At 30.6% G+C, this 17,291-nt stretch carries 12 protein-coding genes; 1 reads left to right on the top strand and 11 read right to left on the bottom strand.

Going from position 1 to position 17,291, the window contains the following annotated elements:
• Positions 1 to 2 precede the first annotated feature (2 nt).
• The 8 genes from lepA to AC5SL3_RS00150 are packed head-to-tail and all read right to left on the bottom strand — an operon-like array spanning position 3 to position 9,562.
• Positions 3 to 1,808: a translation elongation factor 4 gene (lepA, locus tag AC5SL3_RS00185; RefSeq protein ID WP_494578129.1), complete on the bottom strand. Its 1,806-nt coding sequence runs from the start codon at positions 1,806 to 1,808 to the stop codon at positions 3 to 5.
• 2 nt (positions 1,809 to 1,810) lie between these two features.
• Entirely contained in the window at positions 1,811 to 4,219 is a 2,409-nt protein-coding gene (pheT, locus tag AC5SL3_RS00180) for a phenylalanine--tRNA ligase subunit beta (RefSeq protein ID WP_494578127.1), read from the bottom strand.
• On the bottom strand, positions 4,216 to 5,283 hold the full coding sequence (gene pheS, locus AC5SL3_RS00175) for a phenylalanine--tRNA ligase subunit alpha (RefSeq protein ID WP_494574074.1): 1,068 nt from the start codon (positions 5,281 to 5,283) through the stop codon (positions 4,216 to 4,218). Before pheS ends, pheT begins: the two co-directional genes overlap by 4 nt.
• A gap of 43 nt (positions 5,284 to 5,326) precedes the next feature.
• The gene (gene rplT / locus AC5SL3_RS00170) at positions 5,327 to 5,683 is read right to left on the bottom strand and encodes a 50S ribosomal protein L20 (protein ID WP_006997461.1); all 357 of its coding nucleotides are present in this window, start codon (positions 5,681 to 5,683) and stop codon (positions 5,327 to 5,329) included.
• Position 5,684: 1 nt separating this feature from the next.
• Entirely contained in the window at positions 5,685 to 5,891 is a 207-nt protein-coding gene (gene rpmI, locus AC5SL3_RS00165; RefSeq protein WP_006997462.1) for a 50S ribosomal protein L35, read from the bottom strand.
• 53 nt (positions 5,892 to 5,944) lie between these two features.
• Complete coding sequence (gene infC, locus AC5SL3_RS00160; protein WP_006997463.1) at positions 5,945 to 6,490, bottom strand: translation initiation factor IF-3; 546 nt, start codon at positions 6,488 to 6,490, stop codon at positions 5,945 to 5,947.
• On the bottom strand, positions 6,491 to 8,407 hold the full coding sequence (gene thrS, locus AC5SL3_RS00155) for a threonine--tRNA ligase (protein ID WP_494578125.1): 1,917 nt from the start codon (positions 8,405 to 8,407) through the stop codon (positions 6,491 to 6,493). It lies immediately after the preceding gene.
• On the bottom strand, positions 8,408 to 9,562 hold the full coding sequence (locus tag AC5SL3_RS00150; RefSeq protein WP_018413764.1) for a glycosyltransferase family 4 protein: 1,155 nt from the start codon (positions 9,560 to 9,562) through the stop codon (positions 8,408 to 8,410). It lies immediately after the preceding gene.
• Between the two features lie 42 nt (positions 9,563 to 9,604).
• Here AC5SL3_RS00150 and AC5SL3_RS00145 point away from each other — a divergent pair, with 42 nt between their 5' ends.
• Entirely contained in the window at positions 9,605 to 10,360 is a 756-nt protein-coding gene (locus AC5SL3_RS00145; protein ID WP_018413763.1) for an alpha/beta fold hydrolase, read from the top strand.
• Here the strand turns inward: AC5SL3_RS00145 and AC5SL3_RS00140 are convergent.
• From AC5SL3_RS00140 to AC5SL3_RS00130, 3 genes are read right to left on the bottom strand one after another with little or no spacing between them, the layout of a single operon-like run.
• On the bottom strand, positions 10,331 to 11,206 hold the full coding sequence (locus AC5SL3_RS00140) for an NAD-dependent epimerase/dehydratase family protein (RefSeq protein ID WP_494578123.1): 876 nt from the start codon (positions 11,204 to 11,206) through the stop codon (positions 10,331 to 10,333). The genes AC5SL3_RS00145 and AC5SL3_RS00140 overlap by 30 nt on opposite strands.
• A gap of 1 nt (position 11,207) precedes the next feature.
• The gene (gene gltB / locus AC5SL3_RS00135) at positions 11,208 to 15,713 is read right to left on the bottom strand and encodes a glutamate synthase large subunit (RefSeq protein ID WP_494578121.1); all 4,506 of its coding nucleotides are present in this window, start codon (positions 15,711 to 15,713) and stop codon (positions 11,208 to 11,210) included.
• Positions 15,713 to 17,152, bottom strand: a complete 1,440-nt coding sequence (locus tag AC5SL3_RS00130; RefSeq protein WP_011281706.1) for an NAD(P)-dependent oxidoreductase — start codon at positions 17,150 to 17,152, stop codon at positions 15,713 to 15,715. Before AC5SL3_RS00130 ends, gltB begins: the two co-directional genes overlap by 1 nt.
• Positions 17,153 to 17,291 lie beyond the last annotated feature (139 nt).

Genomic DNA, 17,291 nt, shown 5'->3' with positions numbered 1-17,291 from the left:
TATTATTCTTTTTTTATCTTAAGCACTCCAATAAATGCCTCTTGTGGTATTTCAACTTTTCCAAACTGTTTACCTCTAGCTTTTCCTTTTTTCTGCTTATCTAATAGTTTTCTTTTTCTATCTCTAGCACCGCCACCATGAATTTTTGTTAAGACATCTTTTTTAAAACCTTTAATAGTTTCTCTTGCTATAATCTTTCCTCCAATTGCTGCCTGAACTGGGATCATAAAATTATGACGTGGGATTAAATCTTTTAATTTTTCACATACCTCTCTTCCAACAGTTTGTGCAAAATCTTTATGAACCATCATTGATAAAGCATCAACTGGCTCAGCATTAACAAGTATTCCTAATTTTACCAAATCCCCTTCTCTATGACCTATAATCTCGTAATCAAAACTTGCATAACCGCTAGTCATTGATTTAAGTCTATCATTAAAATCAAAAACAACTTCATTTAGAGGGATTTCATAATTTAAAACCGCTCTATTACCCGAATAATTTAAGTTTGTTTGTACTCCTCTTTTATCCTGACAAACTTTTATAATTGCACCTAGATATTGATCTGGTGTAATAATCGTTGCTTTAATCCAGGGCTCTTCAATAAATTTGATTAAAGTAGGTTCTGGTAAACTTGAAGGGTTTTGTAACTCTATTATTTCTCCTTTGTTCATATGAACTTTATAAACAACCCCCGGTGTTGTAGTTAATAAATTTATATCAAATTCTCTTTCTAATCTTTCAGTTATAATTTCTAAATGCAAGAGACCTAAAAAACCACATCTAAAGCCAAGACCTAACGCAGATGAAGATTCTGCCTCATATGAAAAACTAGCATCATTTAATTGAAGTTTACCTAGGCCATCTTTTAATTTTTGGTATTCAGAGCTATCAACAGGAAACAAACCACAAAATACAACTGGCTTACTTGGTTTAAATCCAGGTAGTGCTTCTTGTGTTGGTTTAGTTGCATCACAAATAGTATCTCCCACTTTTGTTTCTGATAAAATTTTTATTCCTGTTGTTATAAAACCAATTTCTCCTGCGTTTAATTCCTTAACATCAGTTGCTTTTGGAGTAAATACACCTACTTTTTCAATTATATATTCTTGATCAGTAGACATCATTTTAATTTTCATATTTTTTGAAATTTTTCCATTAATAACTCTAACTAGAATAACCACCCCTAAGTAAGTGTCATACCAACTGTCAACTAATAAGCATTTTAAATCAGCATCTTTTTCTCCTTCTGGAGCTGGTAGTGACACAATAATTTGTTCTAGAATATCTTCTATACCCTCACCCGTTTTTCCAGAGCAAGGTATGGCATTTTCAGTGTCAATACCTATGACCTCTTCTATTTGCTTCTTTGTTTTTTCTAAGTCTGATGCTGGTAAATCAACTTTATTTAGTACAGGTACTATCTCATGCTTGGTGTCTAAAGCTTGATAAACATTAGCTAATGTTTGAGCCTCTACTCCTTGGGTACTATCAACAATTAAAATAGATCCCTCACATGCATACAGCGATCTACTAACTTCATAGCTAAAATCTACGTGTCCTGGAGTATCAATTATATTTAGAATGTACTCTTTACCATCTTTTGCTTTATAATTAAGTTTAACTGTTTGAGCTTTAATAGTTATGCCTCTTTCTCTCTCAATATCCATTGAGTCTAAAACTTGTGCCTTCATTTCTCTTTCGGTTAGACCACCACAACTATGAATTATCCTATCTGCAATTGTTGACTTACCATGATCAATATGCGCAATGATTGCAAAATTTCTGATGTGATCAATTTTTGTCATGATTATGATCTAATCTTTGCACCAGTTTTGGATTCAACAGCAGAAATAATAAGTTGATTAATTTTGTTTAAATCATCCTCAACCAAAGTTTTTTCTAAAGATTGAATAATTACATTTAATGCAATTGATTTTTTACCTTCAGGAATATTCGCTCCTTCATAAACATCAAATACTTTGACAGATTTTATTAACTCTTTGTCTACATTAGAGATGGTTTCAATTAATTCTTGAGCTTTAAAATTTTTATCTAAAACAAAAGCAAAATCTCTTTCTGATTTTTGAAAATCTGAATATTTATACTGAGTTTTTTGATCTTTTAATGATTTTTTTGGCTGTTTTAAATTGTCTAAAAATATTTCAAAACCCACTAAAGACTCAACTTTAATATCTAATTTTTTTAATATACCTGGGTGAATATCACCAAAAAAAGCAACTATTTTTTCTTTTCCTTTGTTAAGAAATATTCTTCCTGATTTTCCAGGATGATAATAGCTTGGTGTTTCATCATCAATATAGAGCTTATCTTTATTATAACCTGCTTCAACTAAACTTTTGATAACATCACTTTTAACATCAAACACATCTATTAATCTTTCTTTTTCCAGCCAGCTCTGCCTAGCCAATTTTCCTGATCTTAATCCAGTAGCGACTGTCTGTTGCTCACCTGGCTCAGATCCTAAAAAAATTGGACCTATTTCAAAAAATGACAAATCTTTAAATCCTCTTCCTAAATTCTTATTCAAATGAATTATCAAATTAGAAAAAATTGAACTTCGCAAAACGTTCAAATCAGAACTTATAGGATTAATTATTTTAATTTCTTTGTTATTTTCAATGAATAGTTGATTAATTTTACTGTCGGTAAAAGACCATGTGATAGCTTCAAAATACCCCTTAGAAGCAATAGATCTTTGTAAAAAATGAAATAATTTTTGTTTTAAATTTAATGTTTGTTTTTTTCTAACTTTTTCTGGTTCAATAATTTTAATTTGATCATAGCCCTTGATTCTTACAAGTTCTTCTACCACATCAACTTCCTGTGAAATATCTGGTCTCCAAGATGGTATAACGGCATCTAGCATTCCCTTGTTTTCTTTAATTTCAAATCCAAGGTTATCTAAGATTTTTATCATTTCTTTTATATCAATATTAAATCCAGTAATTTTTTCAAACAAAGAAGGATCAAATTTTAATGATTTTTTTTTAACATCTTCAATTTTTTGAATATCAAATTCACTAACTTCACCGCCACATATTTCTTGTATTAAATTAGCTGCTCTTTCAAGTCCTTGATCAATTGATAATGGATCAATACCTCTTTCAAATCTAAATTTTGCATCCGTATCTATATTCAAGATTTTAGATGATTTTCTGATTGATCGTGGACTAAAGTAAGCAGACTCAATTAACACATTCTTTGTATCTAGTTCAGTTCCAGTTCTTGTGCCCCCTATTATGCCTCCAAGACCTAATACGCCTGACGCATCTGATATGACACACATCTCATCCTCTAATTTATACTCCTTATTATCTAATGCTTCGAATGTTTCACCTTTCTTAGAATTTCTTACAACTATTCCTTTATCTATTTTATCAACATCATATGCATGAAGTGGTCTATTCAAATCAAACATTACATAATTTGTAATATCAACTATTGCCGAAATAGGTTTTTGGCCCAAAGAAATTATTTTGTCTTTTAGCCACTCTGGACTTTCAGTGTTTTTTACCCCTTTAATTAAACAACTACCAAAGGATGTACATGCTTGATTTTTTTCATCTTCAATTTTTACACTAATTGTTTGTTTATTTTTTTTATCAAGTTTTTTTTCTTTTTGATTTATTAATATTCCCGCACCTGCAGCAGCTAAATCTCTTGCTATTCCTCTAACCCCTAAGCAATCTGCTCTATTTGGTGTAATAGAAATATCAATTACGTTTAAATTTTTTTTTGGAAAATAATTTTCTCCTACTTTTTTGTTATATTTTTCTGGTAAAAGCTCTGTTATGCCATCACTTTCGTTTGATAGGTTAAGTTCAGATTCTGAACAAAGCATTCCATATGAGGTTACACCTCTTATTTTACTTACCACCAATTTCATTTGACTTTTTGGCACTATAGCACCAGGAGGAGCATAAATTGTTAATAAACCCTCTTTAGCATTTGGAGCTCCACAAACAACTTTTACTGGTTTGCCCGAACCTATATCAACATCACATACTCTAAGCCTATCTGCATCAGGATGCTTTTCAGCCTTCAAAATTTTAGCAATTACAAATTGATCAAGCTCTCCTGATTGACTATCAACACCCTCTACTTCTAAACCAATATCTGTAAGTTTATCGATGATTTGATTTTCATTAAGTTTGGTATCTAAATGATCTTTGAGCCATGCTGTTGTAATCTTCATCGGCTTAAGCCCCTATAGTTTGTTGGGACATCTATTGGATCAAACCCAAAATGATTTAACCATCTATAGTCACAATCAAAGAAGGCTCTTAAATCATTAATGCCATATTTCAACATTGCGAGTCTATCTATTCCTATTCCAAATGCATAACCTTGGAATTCATCAGGGTTTACTTTAACATTTTTTAAAACATTCGGATGAACCATTCCACAACCTAAAACTTCTAGCCATTTATCACCTTCCCCAATTACTATTTTTCCATCTTTTATTTCATAACCAATATCAACTTCTGCAGATGGCTCTGTAAATGGGAAATGACTAGGTCTAAATCTCATTTTAATTTTATCAACCTCAAAAAACTCTTTAATAAAATAATTTAAGCATCCTTTTAAATGCCCCATATTAATATTTTTATCAATATGTAGCCCTTCAACTTGATGAAACATTGGAGTATGAGTTTGATCGCTGTCAGATCTATATGTTCTACCAGGTGCTATTATTTTAAAAGGTGGTTTATCATTAAGCATTGTTCTAATTTGAACTGGCGAAGTATGTGTTCTTAACAATAGTTCTTTTGCATCATCTAGATAAAAAGTATCATGCATATCTCTTGCAGGATGGTTATCAGGTGTATTTAACGCAGTAAAATTATTATATTCATTTTCAACATCTGGTCCTTCTTCTACACTAAAACCAATTTCTGAAAAAATTGAAGAAATTTCATCTATAACTTGAGATACAGGATGAATTTTTCCCTGAACAAAAGGTCTCTCTGGTAAAGTTATGTCTATTTTTTCTTTTTCTAATTTTTTGTTAATCTCTTTTTTTTCAATATCATCAATTTTTATAGTAATTAAATTTTCAAGTTCACTTTTGACTAAGTTTAAATCTGATGCAAATTTTTTTCTTTCTTCTTCTGCTAATTTTCCAAGCTGTTTAAATTGCGAGCTGATTAACCCAGTTTTACCAAATAGTTCTGTTTTAATTTGATTAACTTGATTTAAATCTAAATTTTCTTTTAACTTTAAAAGAAATTCATCTTTTATTTTTTTAATATCAGACATATTGAGAGATTATTTCTTCACCGAAGAAAAACAATAGTGAAGATTAATTTAGTGCCGATTGAGCTTTTTGAACGATCGTTTTAAAGGCTTCTGGGCTATCGTATGCTATTTCAGCTAGTATTTTTCTATCTAACTTAATTCCACATTTAGTTAAACCATTAATAAATTTTGAATAAGTTATTCCTTCAGATCTAACACCTGCATTAATTCTTTGTATCCATAAAGATTTAAATTCTCTTTTTTTAGTTCTACGATCTCTGTATGCATATTGCATAGCTTTTTCCATAGCTTGCTTTGCAACTCTTATAGTGCTTTTTCTTCTGCCCCATTGACCTTTGACAGCTTTTAAAACTTTTTTATGTTTTGCGTGACTTGTTACGCCTCTTTTTACTCTAGCCATTTTATCCTCTTAAACTGTAAGGCATGTATGATTTAACTATTTTGCCATCTTGTTTTGACATAGCAGTCGTGCCTCTTAATTTTCTAATTTGTGAATTTGTTCTTTTTATCATACCATGTCTCTTTCCAGCTTGAGCCATCATAACTTTCCCTGTAGCTGAGATTTTAAATCTTTTTTTTGCTGAACTTTTAGTTTTTAATTTTGGCATAATTCTGCGGACTTATACAAATATTGGAATGGATTTACAACCTCTATTAAGCCTTATAAAGGCTGAATAACCATGATCATTTGCTTACCATCAAACTTTGGGTGCAATTCAACTTTGCCAATATCTTGCATATCAGCTTTTATTTTATCCATTAATTCTCTACCTAAGTGTGAGTGTTGTAGCTCTCTACCCTTAAATCGTATTGTAAATTTTACCTTGTCACCTTTTCCAATAAATTTTTTAGCATTTTTAACTTTAAAATCATAATCATGAGTTTCTGTAACTGGTCTCATTTTAATTTCTTTTAATAAAACTATTTTTTGTTTCTTTTTAGCAACATTTGCTTTTTTTTGAGCATCATATTTAAATTTACCCATATCAATAATTTTACATACAGGTGGTTTTGCGTTTGGAGCTATTTCAATTAAATCCAATCCTTGCTCTTTAGCCATTGATATAGCTTCATTAGTATTAATGATTCCTATATTTTCACCATCGCTTCCAATTACTTGAACCTCAGGTGAAGAAATTCTATTGTTAGATCTTGGACCTTTATCTTTAGTTCTTCTTTGAAAATAATTTTGTTTAAAATCTGCCACTTAGTTTGAGGATGCTTTGTTTAAAGCTGAGAAAGTTTCTAAGAATAAGTTTAATTCCATATTTTCTTGTTTGTTCGTATCCAATCTTCTAATCGTTACTGAGTTACTGTCAACTTCTTTTTTTCCACAAATCAATAAAAGTGGTATTTTTGATAGTGAATGTTCTCTAATTTTATAATTTAAGTTATGGTTTTTTAAATCTACCTCAGAGCTTATGCCTGCATTGTTAATTTTTTCATTTACTTCTTTTGCATAAGAATCAAATTCCTCTGAAATTGGAATTACAACAGCTTGTAAAGGAGCTATCCAAAATGGAAATTTGCCTGCATAATTTTCTATAAGAATTCCAATAAATCTTTCTAATGATCCAAATAACGCCCTGTGAAGCATTACAGGAATTTTTTTAGTTCCATCTTTATCAACAAAAGAAGCATCTAATCTTCCTGGTAAATTAAGGTCTACTTGTAAAGTTCCACATTGCCAATCCCTACCAATAGCATCTCGTAAAACAAATTCAATTTTTGGACCATAGAATGCTCCCTCTCCTTTATTAATTGTGTATTGAAGCTTTGAAGCTTTAACTGCATCTAATAAAGCTTTTTCAGCTTTGTCCCAAACATTATCATCACCAACTCTTAAGTCTGGTCTATCTGAGTATTTTAATATTACATCTTCAAATCCAAGATCTTTATAAATATCTAAAATTAAATTAGTAACAATCAAACATTCTGATGTAATTTGATCTTCTGTGCAAAAAATATGAGCATCGTCTTGAGTAAAAGCTCTAACTCTTAAAAGTCCATGTAAAGCACCTGAAGGCTCATATCTGTGTACTTTTCCAAATTCTGAAATTCTTAAAGGAAGATCTCGGTAACTTTTTAATCCTTGATTAAAAACTTGTACGTGACCTGGGCAATTCATTGGTTTTATTGCAAATATTTTTTCATCTGGTGTTTGAGAAGTATACATATGCTCTCCATATTTTTCCCAGTGGCCAGATTTTTCCCAAAGAGATCTATCTAAAATTTCAGGAGTGTTCACTTCTTTGTAGCCAGCTTTTTCTTGTCTAGCTCTCATATATGCAACTAATTTTTGAAATAACTTCCAACCTTTTTCATGCCAAAATACTGATCCTGGACTTTCTTCCCTAAAGTGAAATAAATCCATTTCTTTTCCAAGTTTTCTGTGGTCTCTTTTTTCTGCTTCTTCTATTCTTTTTAAATATTCATCTAAATCTTTTTGTGATGCCCAACTTGTTCCATAAATTCTTTGCAACATTTCATTATTTGAGTCACCTCTCCAATAAGCCCCAGATACCTTTGTTAATTTAAAGTACTTACCAATTTTTCCCGTTGAAGAAAGATGAGGGCCTCTGCATAAATCATGCCAGTCTCCATGAAAATATATAGAAACATCTTCACCCTGTGGAATACTTTCAATAATTTCAGCCTTGTATATTTCTCCTTTATCTTTGAAATGAGATATGGCTTTATCTCTTTTCCAAACTTCTCTTGTAGTTGGAATATCTCTATCAACGATTTCTTTCATTTTATTTTCAATTTTATTTAAATCATCTTCTGTAAAGGGTTCTTTTCTTGAAAAATCATAATAAAATCCATTTTCTATAATTGGACCAATGGTTACTTGCGTTCCTGGAAAGAGTTCTTGAACTGCCATTGCAGTTATATGGGCCGTATCATGACGAATAGTTTCTAAACCTTCTTTATCTTTTGAAGTAAAAATTTTAACTGAGCAATCCTCATCAATAACAAAACTTAAATCCTTAAGTTCTTCATTAACACTAATAATAGTTGCCTGCTTTGATAAAGATTTACTAATCTTTTCAGCAACCTCAAGTCCTGTTACTTTATTTGGAAATTCAATAGTGTTTCCGTCTGGCAATGTTATTAATGGCATTTAATTTAATAATTTTTTGTATTCTGAATATGTAGAAAAACACATTTTTTCAACATTAAATTTTTTAATTATATTTTTTCTACCTTCTATACCAATAGATTTCAATCTAGATTCGTCTAATTGTAAGACTTCTATTATTTTTTTACTCAAAGCTTCTGCATTACCAGACTGAAATAAAAAACCTGTCACGTTATCAATAATAGTTTCGTTAGATCCCCCAATATCACTTGCTATTATTGGTTTTTCCATTGATTGAGCTTCAACTGCTACCCTTCCAAAAGCTTCAGGTTCTACTGAGGCTGAAACAACAATGTCTGATATTTTATAGGCTAACGGCATATTTTTACAATGTTCTATAAATTTTAACTGACTAGTTAGCCTATATTGCTCAGCCAATCTTTTAATTTTTTTAGTATAAATGTCTCTTCCTTGATCGCTACCCAAAATAATAGCATTAAAAGACTCATACCCCAGTTCTTTATTAACAAGATTTAATGCCTCAATAAATGTCTCCTGACCTTTCCAAGCAGTTAACCGACCTGGCATTAGGATCGTTTTTTTATTTCTATCAACATCCCAATCTGAAATAAGTCTGTTTTCTTCACTGTCTAAAATTGTTGATAATTCAAAATAATCGACATTAATTCCCCTAAAAATTACCAAGAATTTTTTTTTTAAATCTAAATATTTTGGATAATTTTGATTAATATGTGAAAAAATAAAATTTGATCCTGCTATTATTAAATCTGATCTAACCATTACTGAATTATAGAATTTTTTAATTGAGTTTTTAAAATTATAGGTACCATGAAAAGTTGTAACAAACTTTCTTCTTGTAATTTTTGTTGCAAACAAACAAGACCAAGCTGGAGCACGACTTCTTGCATGAACAATAGATATATTATTTAGTAAAATAATAAAAATCAAAGCTATTGAATTAAAGAGCATTAAAAATGGATTTTTACTATGGACGGGAAGTTTTATTACTTTTACTTTTTTTTTATCAATAAATTTTAATAACTCTCCTCCACTAGTTACTATATAAGAGCTACAATTATTTTCTGGTAAATAGTGTGCAAGATCGTAACAGCCTGTTTCCGCACCCCCATATCCAAGTTTAGGAATTACTTGCAGTACTTTTAATTCTGAAGACATTTGATAGAACTATATATTAAGAATTAATTCTAATAAACTTATATGAATAAATTTAAATATATTAAGGTCCTTAATAACAGGCAAATAAGATACTTAAGTAAGGATTATAGAGATAATCTTTATATTGTTTTTTTACATGGTTTTATGTCAAGCATTGAAGGTGAAAAACCTCAGGCAATACTAAAATTTGCAAAAAAAAATAAGCTTGGTTTTCTTGCTCTTGAATATTCTGGTCATGGAAAATCTTCAGGAAAATTTACCAAGGGAAATATCACACAATGGTCAAAAGAAGTTAAAATAGTAATAAAAAAAATAGTTAAAAAAAACAAATTTATCTTAGTTGGTTCAAGTATGGGAGCGTGGCTCTCCTTAAATCAATTTAAATATTTTAAAGATCAAATTAAAGGTTTTTTAGGAATTGGTTCAGCTCCAGAGTTTTTACAAAACCTAATGTGGAAAAAATTTACAAAAAAAATGAAAAATGAAACTATAAAGAAAGGAATTTATAACTTAAAACATGGTAATTATGAGTATCCAATCACTTATCAGTTAATAAAAGATGGTAGAAAAAATAAAATCTTGAATAAAAAGATTAAATCTAAAATCAATGTAACTATGATTCATGGAAGTAAAGATGAAGTTGTTCCAACAAGTTATTCTAGAAAAGTTCTTAAGTTATTTACTAAAGCTAATAAAAAATTAGTGATAATAAAAAATGGTGATCACAGCTTATCAAGTAAACGAGGTTTAAAAAAAATACTCTTAGAGCTAAATAAAATTACAACTAATATAGTTTAATCCTTCGATATAGCTTGGAAATTTTAAATTATAATCAAAATAACTTTTCATCTTTTTGTTACTAACTTTTTTAGACTCATTATAAAAATTTTTCAACATCTCACTTTTAATTTGGTCAACTTCAATTTTTTCGATATTTTCAATATTTAATATCTTTGCTCCAAATAAAGTAACCTCTTCAGATGTAGAAGGTTTATCATCAGATAGATTGTATATTTCTCCTGACTTAAATTTTGATAAAGATTTAAATAATATATTTGAAATATCATCTACATGAATTCTAGAAAAAAAATGATTTTTTTTGTTGATCAATTTCACGCCTCCTGATTTTAGACGTATTAAAATATTTTTTTCATTAGAATAAATTCCAGATAACCTAAATATCTGAATTGGTATTTTCTTACTTTTTTCTAGAGAAAACCATGCATTTTCAGCTTTCAATCTTGCAATACCATTATTTGAAATTGGGTTTGTTTTGCTATTTTCATTAACCCACTCTCCCTTATGATCACCATAAATACTAGTGGCTGATAAATATGTTATCCATTTTACTTTGGAGCTTTCTATAAATTTAGAAAAATTTTTTATAACTAAATCTTCTTGATTTTCTGGTGGTATAGAAACTAAGATATGATCTGCTTCTTTTAATTTTACAACTAAATTTTGATCAAAGTTGTCTCTATTAAATAGATAACTATTATAATTAATACCCTTGAATGTTTTTTTTGAAGACTCACTTCTAGAGGTTGCTGACAAATTAATATTATACTGCTCAACACTAAGCTTCTTTATAAAATTTTTTGCTACTTGGCCAAAACCAAAACAAAAAATATTTATATCCTTCATTTTAACTAACTTCTTTTATAATAGATTTTAAACTTATTGGGTTTTTTAGCTTATCAATCATTTCTTTTGGACAAACTTGAATAAAATTAGAAATTTCTCTATCAAAATTTTCTATAATCTTTTTAGAAAAATCTGAATTTGTCTCCTGATGATGCTCTTGAACTAAATTTTTTAAATAAGTTATCCAATAATCTGTTTCTGGCGTTTGCCATACTACAGTCTCTGGGTTTACTTTTTTATAAAATTTCTTATTTATATCGTAAATAAACGCCATTCCGCCAGTCATTCCAGCTCCAAAATTGTCTCCTACATCGCCTAGAATTACAACTGTACCACCAGTCATATATTCACAAGCATTAGAATCGCATCCTTCAATAACTGAAATTGATCCTGAGTTTCTTACAGCATATCTTTCTCCAGCTTGACCTGCTGCAAAAAGTTTTCCAGATGTTGCTCCATACAAAACTGTATTTCCTATTATGGTATTCTCATGTGAAACTAGATTACTTTCGTCTGGAAGTTTGACTACCACCGTTGCGCCTGATAAACCTTTACCAACATAATCATTAGCATCGCCTTTTAAAATAAGTTTTAATCCTTTTATTGCAAATGCACCAAATGACTGTCCAGCTGATCCTTTAAACTTTAAAGATAAAAAGCCATCATCTAGTTTTTCAGATCCATATTTTTCATAAAGATGATTAGAAATTCTTGTTCCAACTGTCCTATGAGTATTTTTAATAATATATTCCTTTTCAATAATTTTTACTTTTCCAATTTGTTCTTTAATTTCAGGTAAAATTTCTTGATCCAAAGTATCTGGAACAGAATTTATTTCTGGAACTGTACAGTATCTTGTGTTCTCACCAGCATCTGTTTGAACAAATAAAGGGTTAAGATCTAAATCATCTAAGTTTGGTGAAGCTTTACTTACCTGTCTTAATAAATCAGTCCTACCAATTATTTCATTTAATGATTTAAATCCTATTTGTGCTAAAATTTCTCTTACTTCCTCGGCTATAAATTTAAATAAGTTGACTACCTTTTCTGGCGTACCAGAAAATTTTTCTCTTAGTTTTTCATCTTGAGTACAAACTCCAACTGGACATGTGTTTGAGTGACACTGTCTAACCATTATACATCCCATGGCTACTAAAGCTGTAGTAGCTACTCCATATTCTTCTGCTCCCATCATGGCTGCAATAATAACATCTCTTCCTGTTTTAATTCCACCATCTGTTCTTAGAGTAACTTTATGCCTTAAATTATTTAAAGTTAAAACTTGATTAGCTTCAGTTAATCCCATCTCCCAAGGTATCCCCACATATTTAACACTTGTTTGTGGTGTAGCTCCTGTTCCTCCATTATGTCCAGAAATTAAAATTATATCTGCTTTAGCTTTAGCTACTCCAGCTGCGATTGTTCCTATCCCAGAAGATGCTACTAATTTTACACCAACTCTTGCTTTTGGATTGGCTTGTTTAAGATCGTAAATTAATTGAGCTAAATCCTCGATAGAATAAATATCATGGTGAGGTGGTGGTGATATTAGGGTTACACCCGGAGTTGAATGTCTTAATTTGGCAATTTCTTCTGTAACTTTAAACCCTGGTAATTGACCTCCCTCACCAGGTTTTGCTCCTTGTGCAATTTTAATCTCTATTTCGTTACAGTTATTTAGATATTTAAGTGTTACTCCAAATCTTGCTGAGGCTATTTGCTTAACTCTAGAATTAGCACTATCTCCGTTTTCCATCTTAATAAATCTTTTTTCATCTTCTCCACCTTCACCACTACAAGAGGCTCCTTTAATTCTATTCATTCCTATAGCTAATGTTTCGTGTGCTTCTTTCGATAATGCGCCATGAGACATACTTCCACTTCCAAATCTTGTTAAAATATTTTCGATTGGTTCTACTTCTGAAATATCTAAGGATGGGTTTAAATTTTTATCTCTAAATCCAATCAAGTCTCTAAGGTGTATAGGAGGAAGATTATAAATACCTTCTGCATATTTTTTATAAGCTTCAAAAGAATTTGATGAAACTGCACTTTGCAAAAGATGAATGAGCTTACCTTGATATTGATGAGTTTCACCATCCTTTCTATATCTATAAATTCCTCCAATTGGTAAAACTGCATCCGTTCCTTCAAATGCTTCTTTGTGAATAGTTCTTAATTTTTTTTCTATTCCATTTAACCCTATGCCTGAAATCTTTGATAAAATTCCTGGAAAGTATTCTGATGCTACTGTTCTACTCAAACCAACTGTTTCGAAATTACATCCACCTCTATAAGAGCTTATGACCGAAATTCCCATTTTTGACATTATTTTCAGAAGTCCATAATTTACCGATTGTATATATCTAGCTATGCATTCATCGTACTCAAACTTTCCAAATAATTTTTTTTCAAACCTTTGATATAAACTATCCATTGCTAAATAAGGATTAACAGTAGTTGCTCCAACACCTATAAGTGTTGCAAATGAATGCGTGTCTAATGCTTCTCCAGTTTGAGCATTGATTGATGCATAGCCTCTTAATTTTTTTTTAATAAGATAAGTATTTATTGCACCAACACATAATAGCATTGGGATGGGTAATCTTTTTTCAGAAATATTTTTATCACTTAAAACTAATTGCGTAAGGCCTTGTCGAACTGCAATTTCAGACTCTTTTCTAATTCTCTCAATAGAAGTTTCAAGATTTTCACTTTTATCAAAAGTACAATCAATTGTTATTGATTTTTCCCCAAAAAAATTAATAAATTTTTCTAATTGAGAATTTGATAATATGGGGCTGTCTAAAACGTATATGTTTTCTTCTGTTAAATTAGTGAAATCTAAAATATTTCCAAGATTACCAAAACGAGTTTTTAAACTCATAACCTTGTTTTCTCTTAAAGAATCAATTGGTGGATTTGTAACTTGACTAAAATTTTGTCTAAAAAAATGGTAAAGCGGTCTATAACGGTCAGACAATACTGCAAGTGGAGTGTCATCACCCATAGAACCAATGGCTTCTTTTGCATCTTCTGCCATCGGATGAAGAATAAGCTCCAGATCTTCTAAACTATAACCAAATGTATGTTGTCTTTTTTTTAGCTCATCACCTGAAAAAGTAGATTTTTCATTCTTTATTGGGAATTTCTTTTCTAAATCAATTATTTGATTGTTAAAATGTTTAAACTCTTTTGCTAGATAGTCTTTTATTTCAACATTAGAGAATACTTTACCTTTAGCTATTCTAACTCCAAGAATTTCTCCAGGTCCTAATCTACCTTTTTTAAGAATTTGCTTCTCATCAATTTCAACCATTCCCGTTTCTGATCCTGCACACAATATTTTATCTTTTGAAATAGTATATCTCATTGGGCGTAACCCATTTCTATCAGCAGCTACTATAGCCCATTCATTATCAGTAGCTGCAATAGCGGCTGGTCCATCCCATGGCTCCATTGTACTATTTAAAAAATTAAATAGTTGTTGGTGATCTTTTGATAATGTTTGACTTTTTTTAGACCATGCATCTGGAATTAACATTAATTTTGCAAGGGGTGCTGATTGGCCAGAAATATTTAAAAGTTCAAAAACACTATCTAGCGCAGCAGAGTCTGATGATCCTGGTTGTATAACTGGTTTTAAATTTTCCATATTATCAAATAATGGACTATTCATTTCTTGCTCATGAATTTTCATCCAGTTTGTATTTCCTTTGAATGTATTTATTTCTCCATTATGAGCTAATGCTCTAAAAGGTTGTGCCAGATCCCAACTAGGTGCTGTGTTTGTTGAAAATCTTTGATGAAATATTGCAAATCGAGATATAAACCTCTCATCCTTTAAATCTAAATAAAAATCTGCAATAGACTCCGCTAAAAACATGCCCTTATAAATAACTGACTTAGAACTTATTGAACAAATATAAAAACCTTCTATCGCATCTTTAATAGCTTCTTTTTCAATTTTTCTTCTTGATTCATAAATTTTTCTTTCTAACTCTTTTTCTGTTAAATCTTTATTATTATGTTTAAATAATACTTGAGTAATTTCTGGTCTTGTAAGATTTGCCTTTTCACCTAAAACTTTTGGATTTACTGGAACCTGTCTCCATCCATAAATACTAAAATTACTTTTTGTTAATTCACTTTCAACTAAAGTTCTTGCATTTTCTTGTGCTTGATAATTGTTTCTGGGTAAAAAAATCATACCCACACAAATTTCTGAACCATCATGGTCATGACCTGTGATTTCTATCTTTTCAGCAAAGAAGTCTGAGGGAATTTCTAAATGGATTCCAGCTCCATCACCTGTTTTTCCATCAGCATCAACTGCTCCTCTGTGCCAAACCGCTTTTAGGGCATTAATTCCATATTCTACTACTTTCCTTGATTTTTTACCTTCTGTAGAAGCAATTAACCCTACTCCACAAGCGTCATGCTCCATTTCTTTAGAATAAACATGACCATCCTCAAGAATTTTAAGATTTTTTTTATAATTTTTCATTAAGCAACCTTCTCTTTACTGAGTTCTTTGGTTTCTAAAAAATTTTTTATTGATACTGCTACATCTCTTCCGTCTTTTATGGCCCAGACAACTAAAGATGCACCCCTAATAATATCTCCAGCTGCAAACACACCTGGTAAATTTGTCTCCATAGTATCAAAATTGGTTTTTAATGTTCCCCATTTAGTAACTTGTAGATCCTCAGAACCAAATAGTTTTGGTAAATTTTCTGGATCAAAACCAAGAGCCTTAATTACTATGTCTGCCTTAATATTAAAGTGAGAATTATTCTGAATTTCTGGTTTACGTCTTCCACTGTCATCAGGTTCCCCAAGTTTGATCTTATCCACTATCAAACCTTCAACTTTATTTGTTCCAATAAATTCTTTGGGACTAGATAGCCATACAAACTCTACTCCCTCTTCCTCTGCATTGGCTACCTCTCTTGCAGATCCAGGCATATTTTCTTTGTCTCTCCTGTAAAGACATTTAACTGATTTTGCTTTTTGTCTGATTGAAGTTCTAACACAGTCCATTGCAGTGTCACCTCCTCCAATTACTACAATATTTTTTCCTTCAGCATTTAAAGTTCCATTATCAAATAATTCTACTTTGTCTCCTAATCCTTTTTTATTTGAAGCTGTTAAAAATTCCATGGCTGGAAATATATTTCCTAAATCTTTTCCTGGAAGATCTATTTCTCGAGCTTTATAAACTCCAGTTGCAATTAAAAGAGCATCATGTTTTTTTCTTAATTGCTCTAATGTAGCATCTTTTCCAACTTCAAAATTTTGAACAAATTTAATTCCACCTTCTTCTAATAATTTGGTTCTTCTCTCTACAACAAATTTTTCTAATTTAAAATTTGGAATGCCATAAATCATTAAACCACCAGCTCTATCATATCGATCGTATACTGTAATTTGATAACCTGACTTACGTAACTGCTCCGCAGCAGCTAGACCAGCTGGGCCTGCTCCTATAATTCCAATACTTTGACTCTTTTCATTTTTAACCTTTATTGGATTTACCCATCCTTGTTCCCAAGCATTATCAGTAATATACTTCTCAACTGAACCTATAGTTACAGTTCCATGTCCAGATTGTTCAATTACACAATTTCCTTCACACAATCTATCTTGTGGACATATTCTTCCACACACCTCTGGCATGTTGTTAGTGCTTTGAGATAATTCGTAAGCCTCTTTTAATCGTCCTTCTGCGGTTAATTTTAGCCAATCTGGAATATTATTACTTAATGGACAATGGACCTGGCAAAAAGGAACTCCACATTGAGAACACCTGCTAGATTGTTCGCTTGCTTTATCGTTAATAAATTCCTTATAAATTTCATTAAAGTCTTCTTTTCTATTTCCAACTTCTCTTTTAGGTGGAGTTTGTTGACCTATTTTAACAAATTTAAGCATATTTTCTGACATATTTAACCCTCAATAAATTTAGCATATATCAAGGTTTTATGTAATAAAAGACAAACAAGGTCAGCATATATGACCTTAAATTTGAAATAAATCCAATTAAATCTTAATATTTTAATTTATGCATATCTAATATGTTAAA

This window comes from Candidatus Pelagibacter sp. PS_34 (assembly GCF_059417845.1).
The sequence above is the reverse complement of the archived record's forward strand: the minus strand, read 5'-3'. Positions and strand labels throughout refer to the sequence as shown.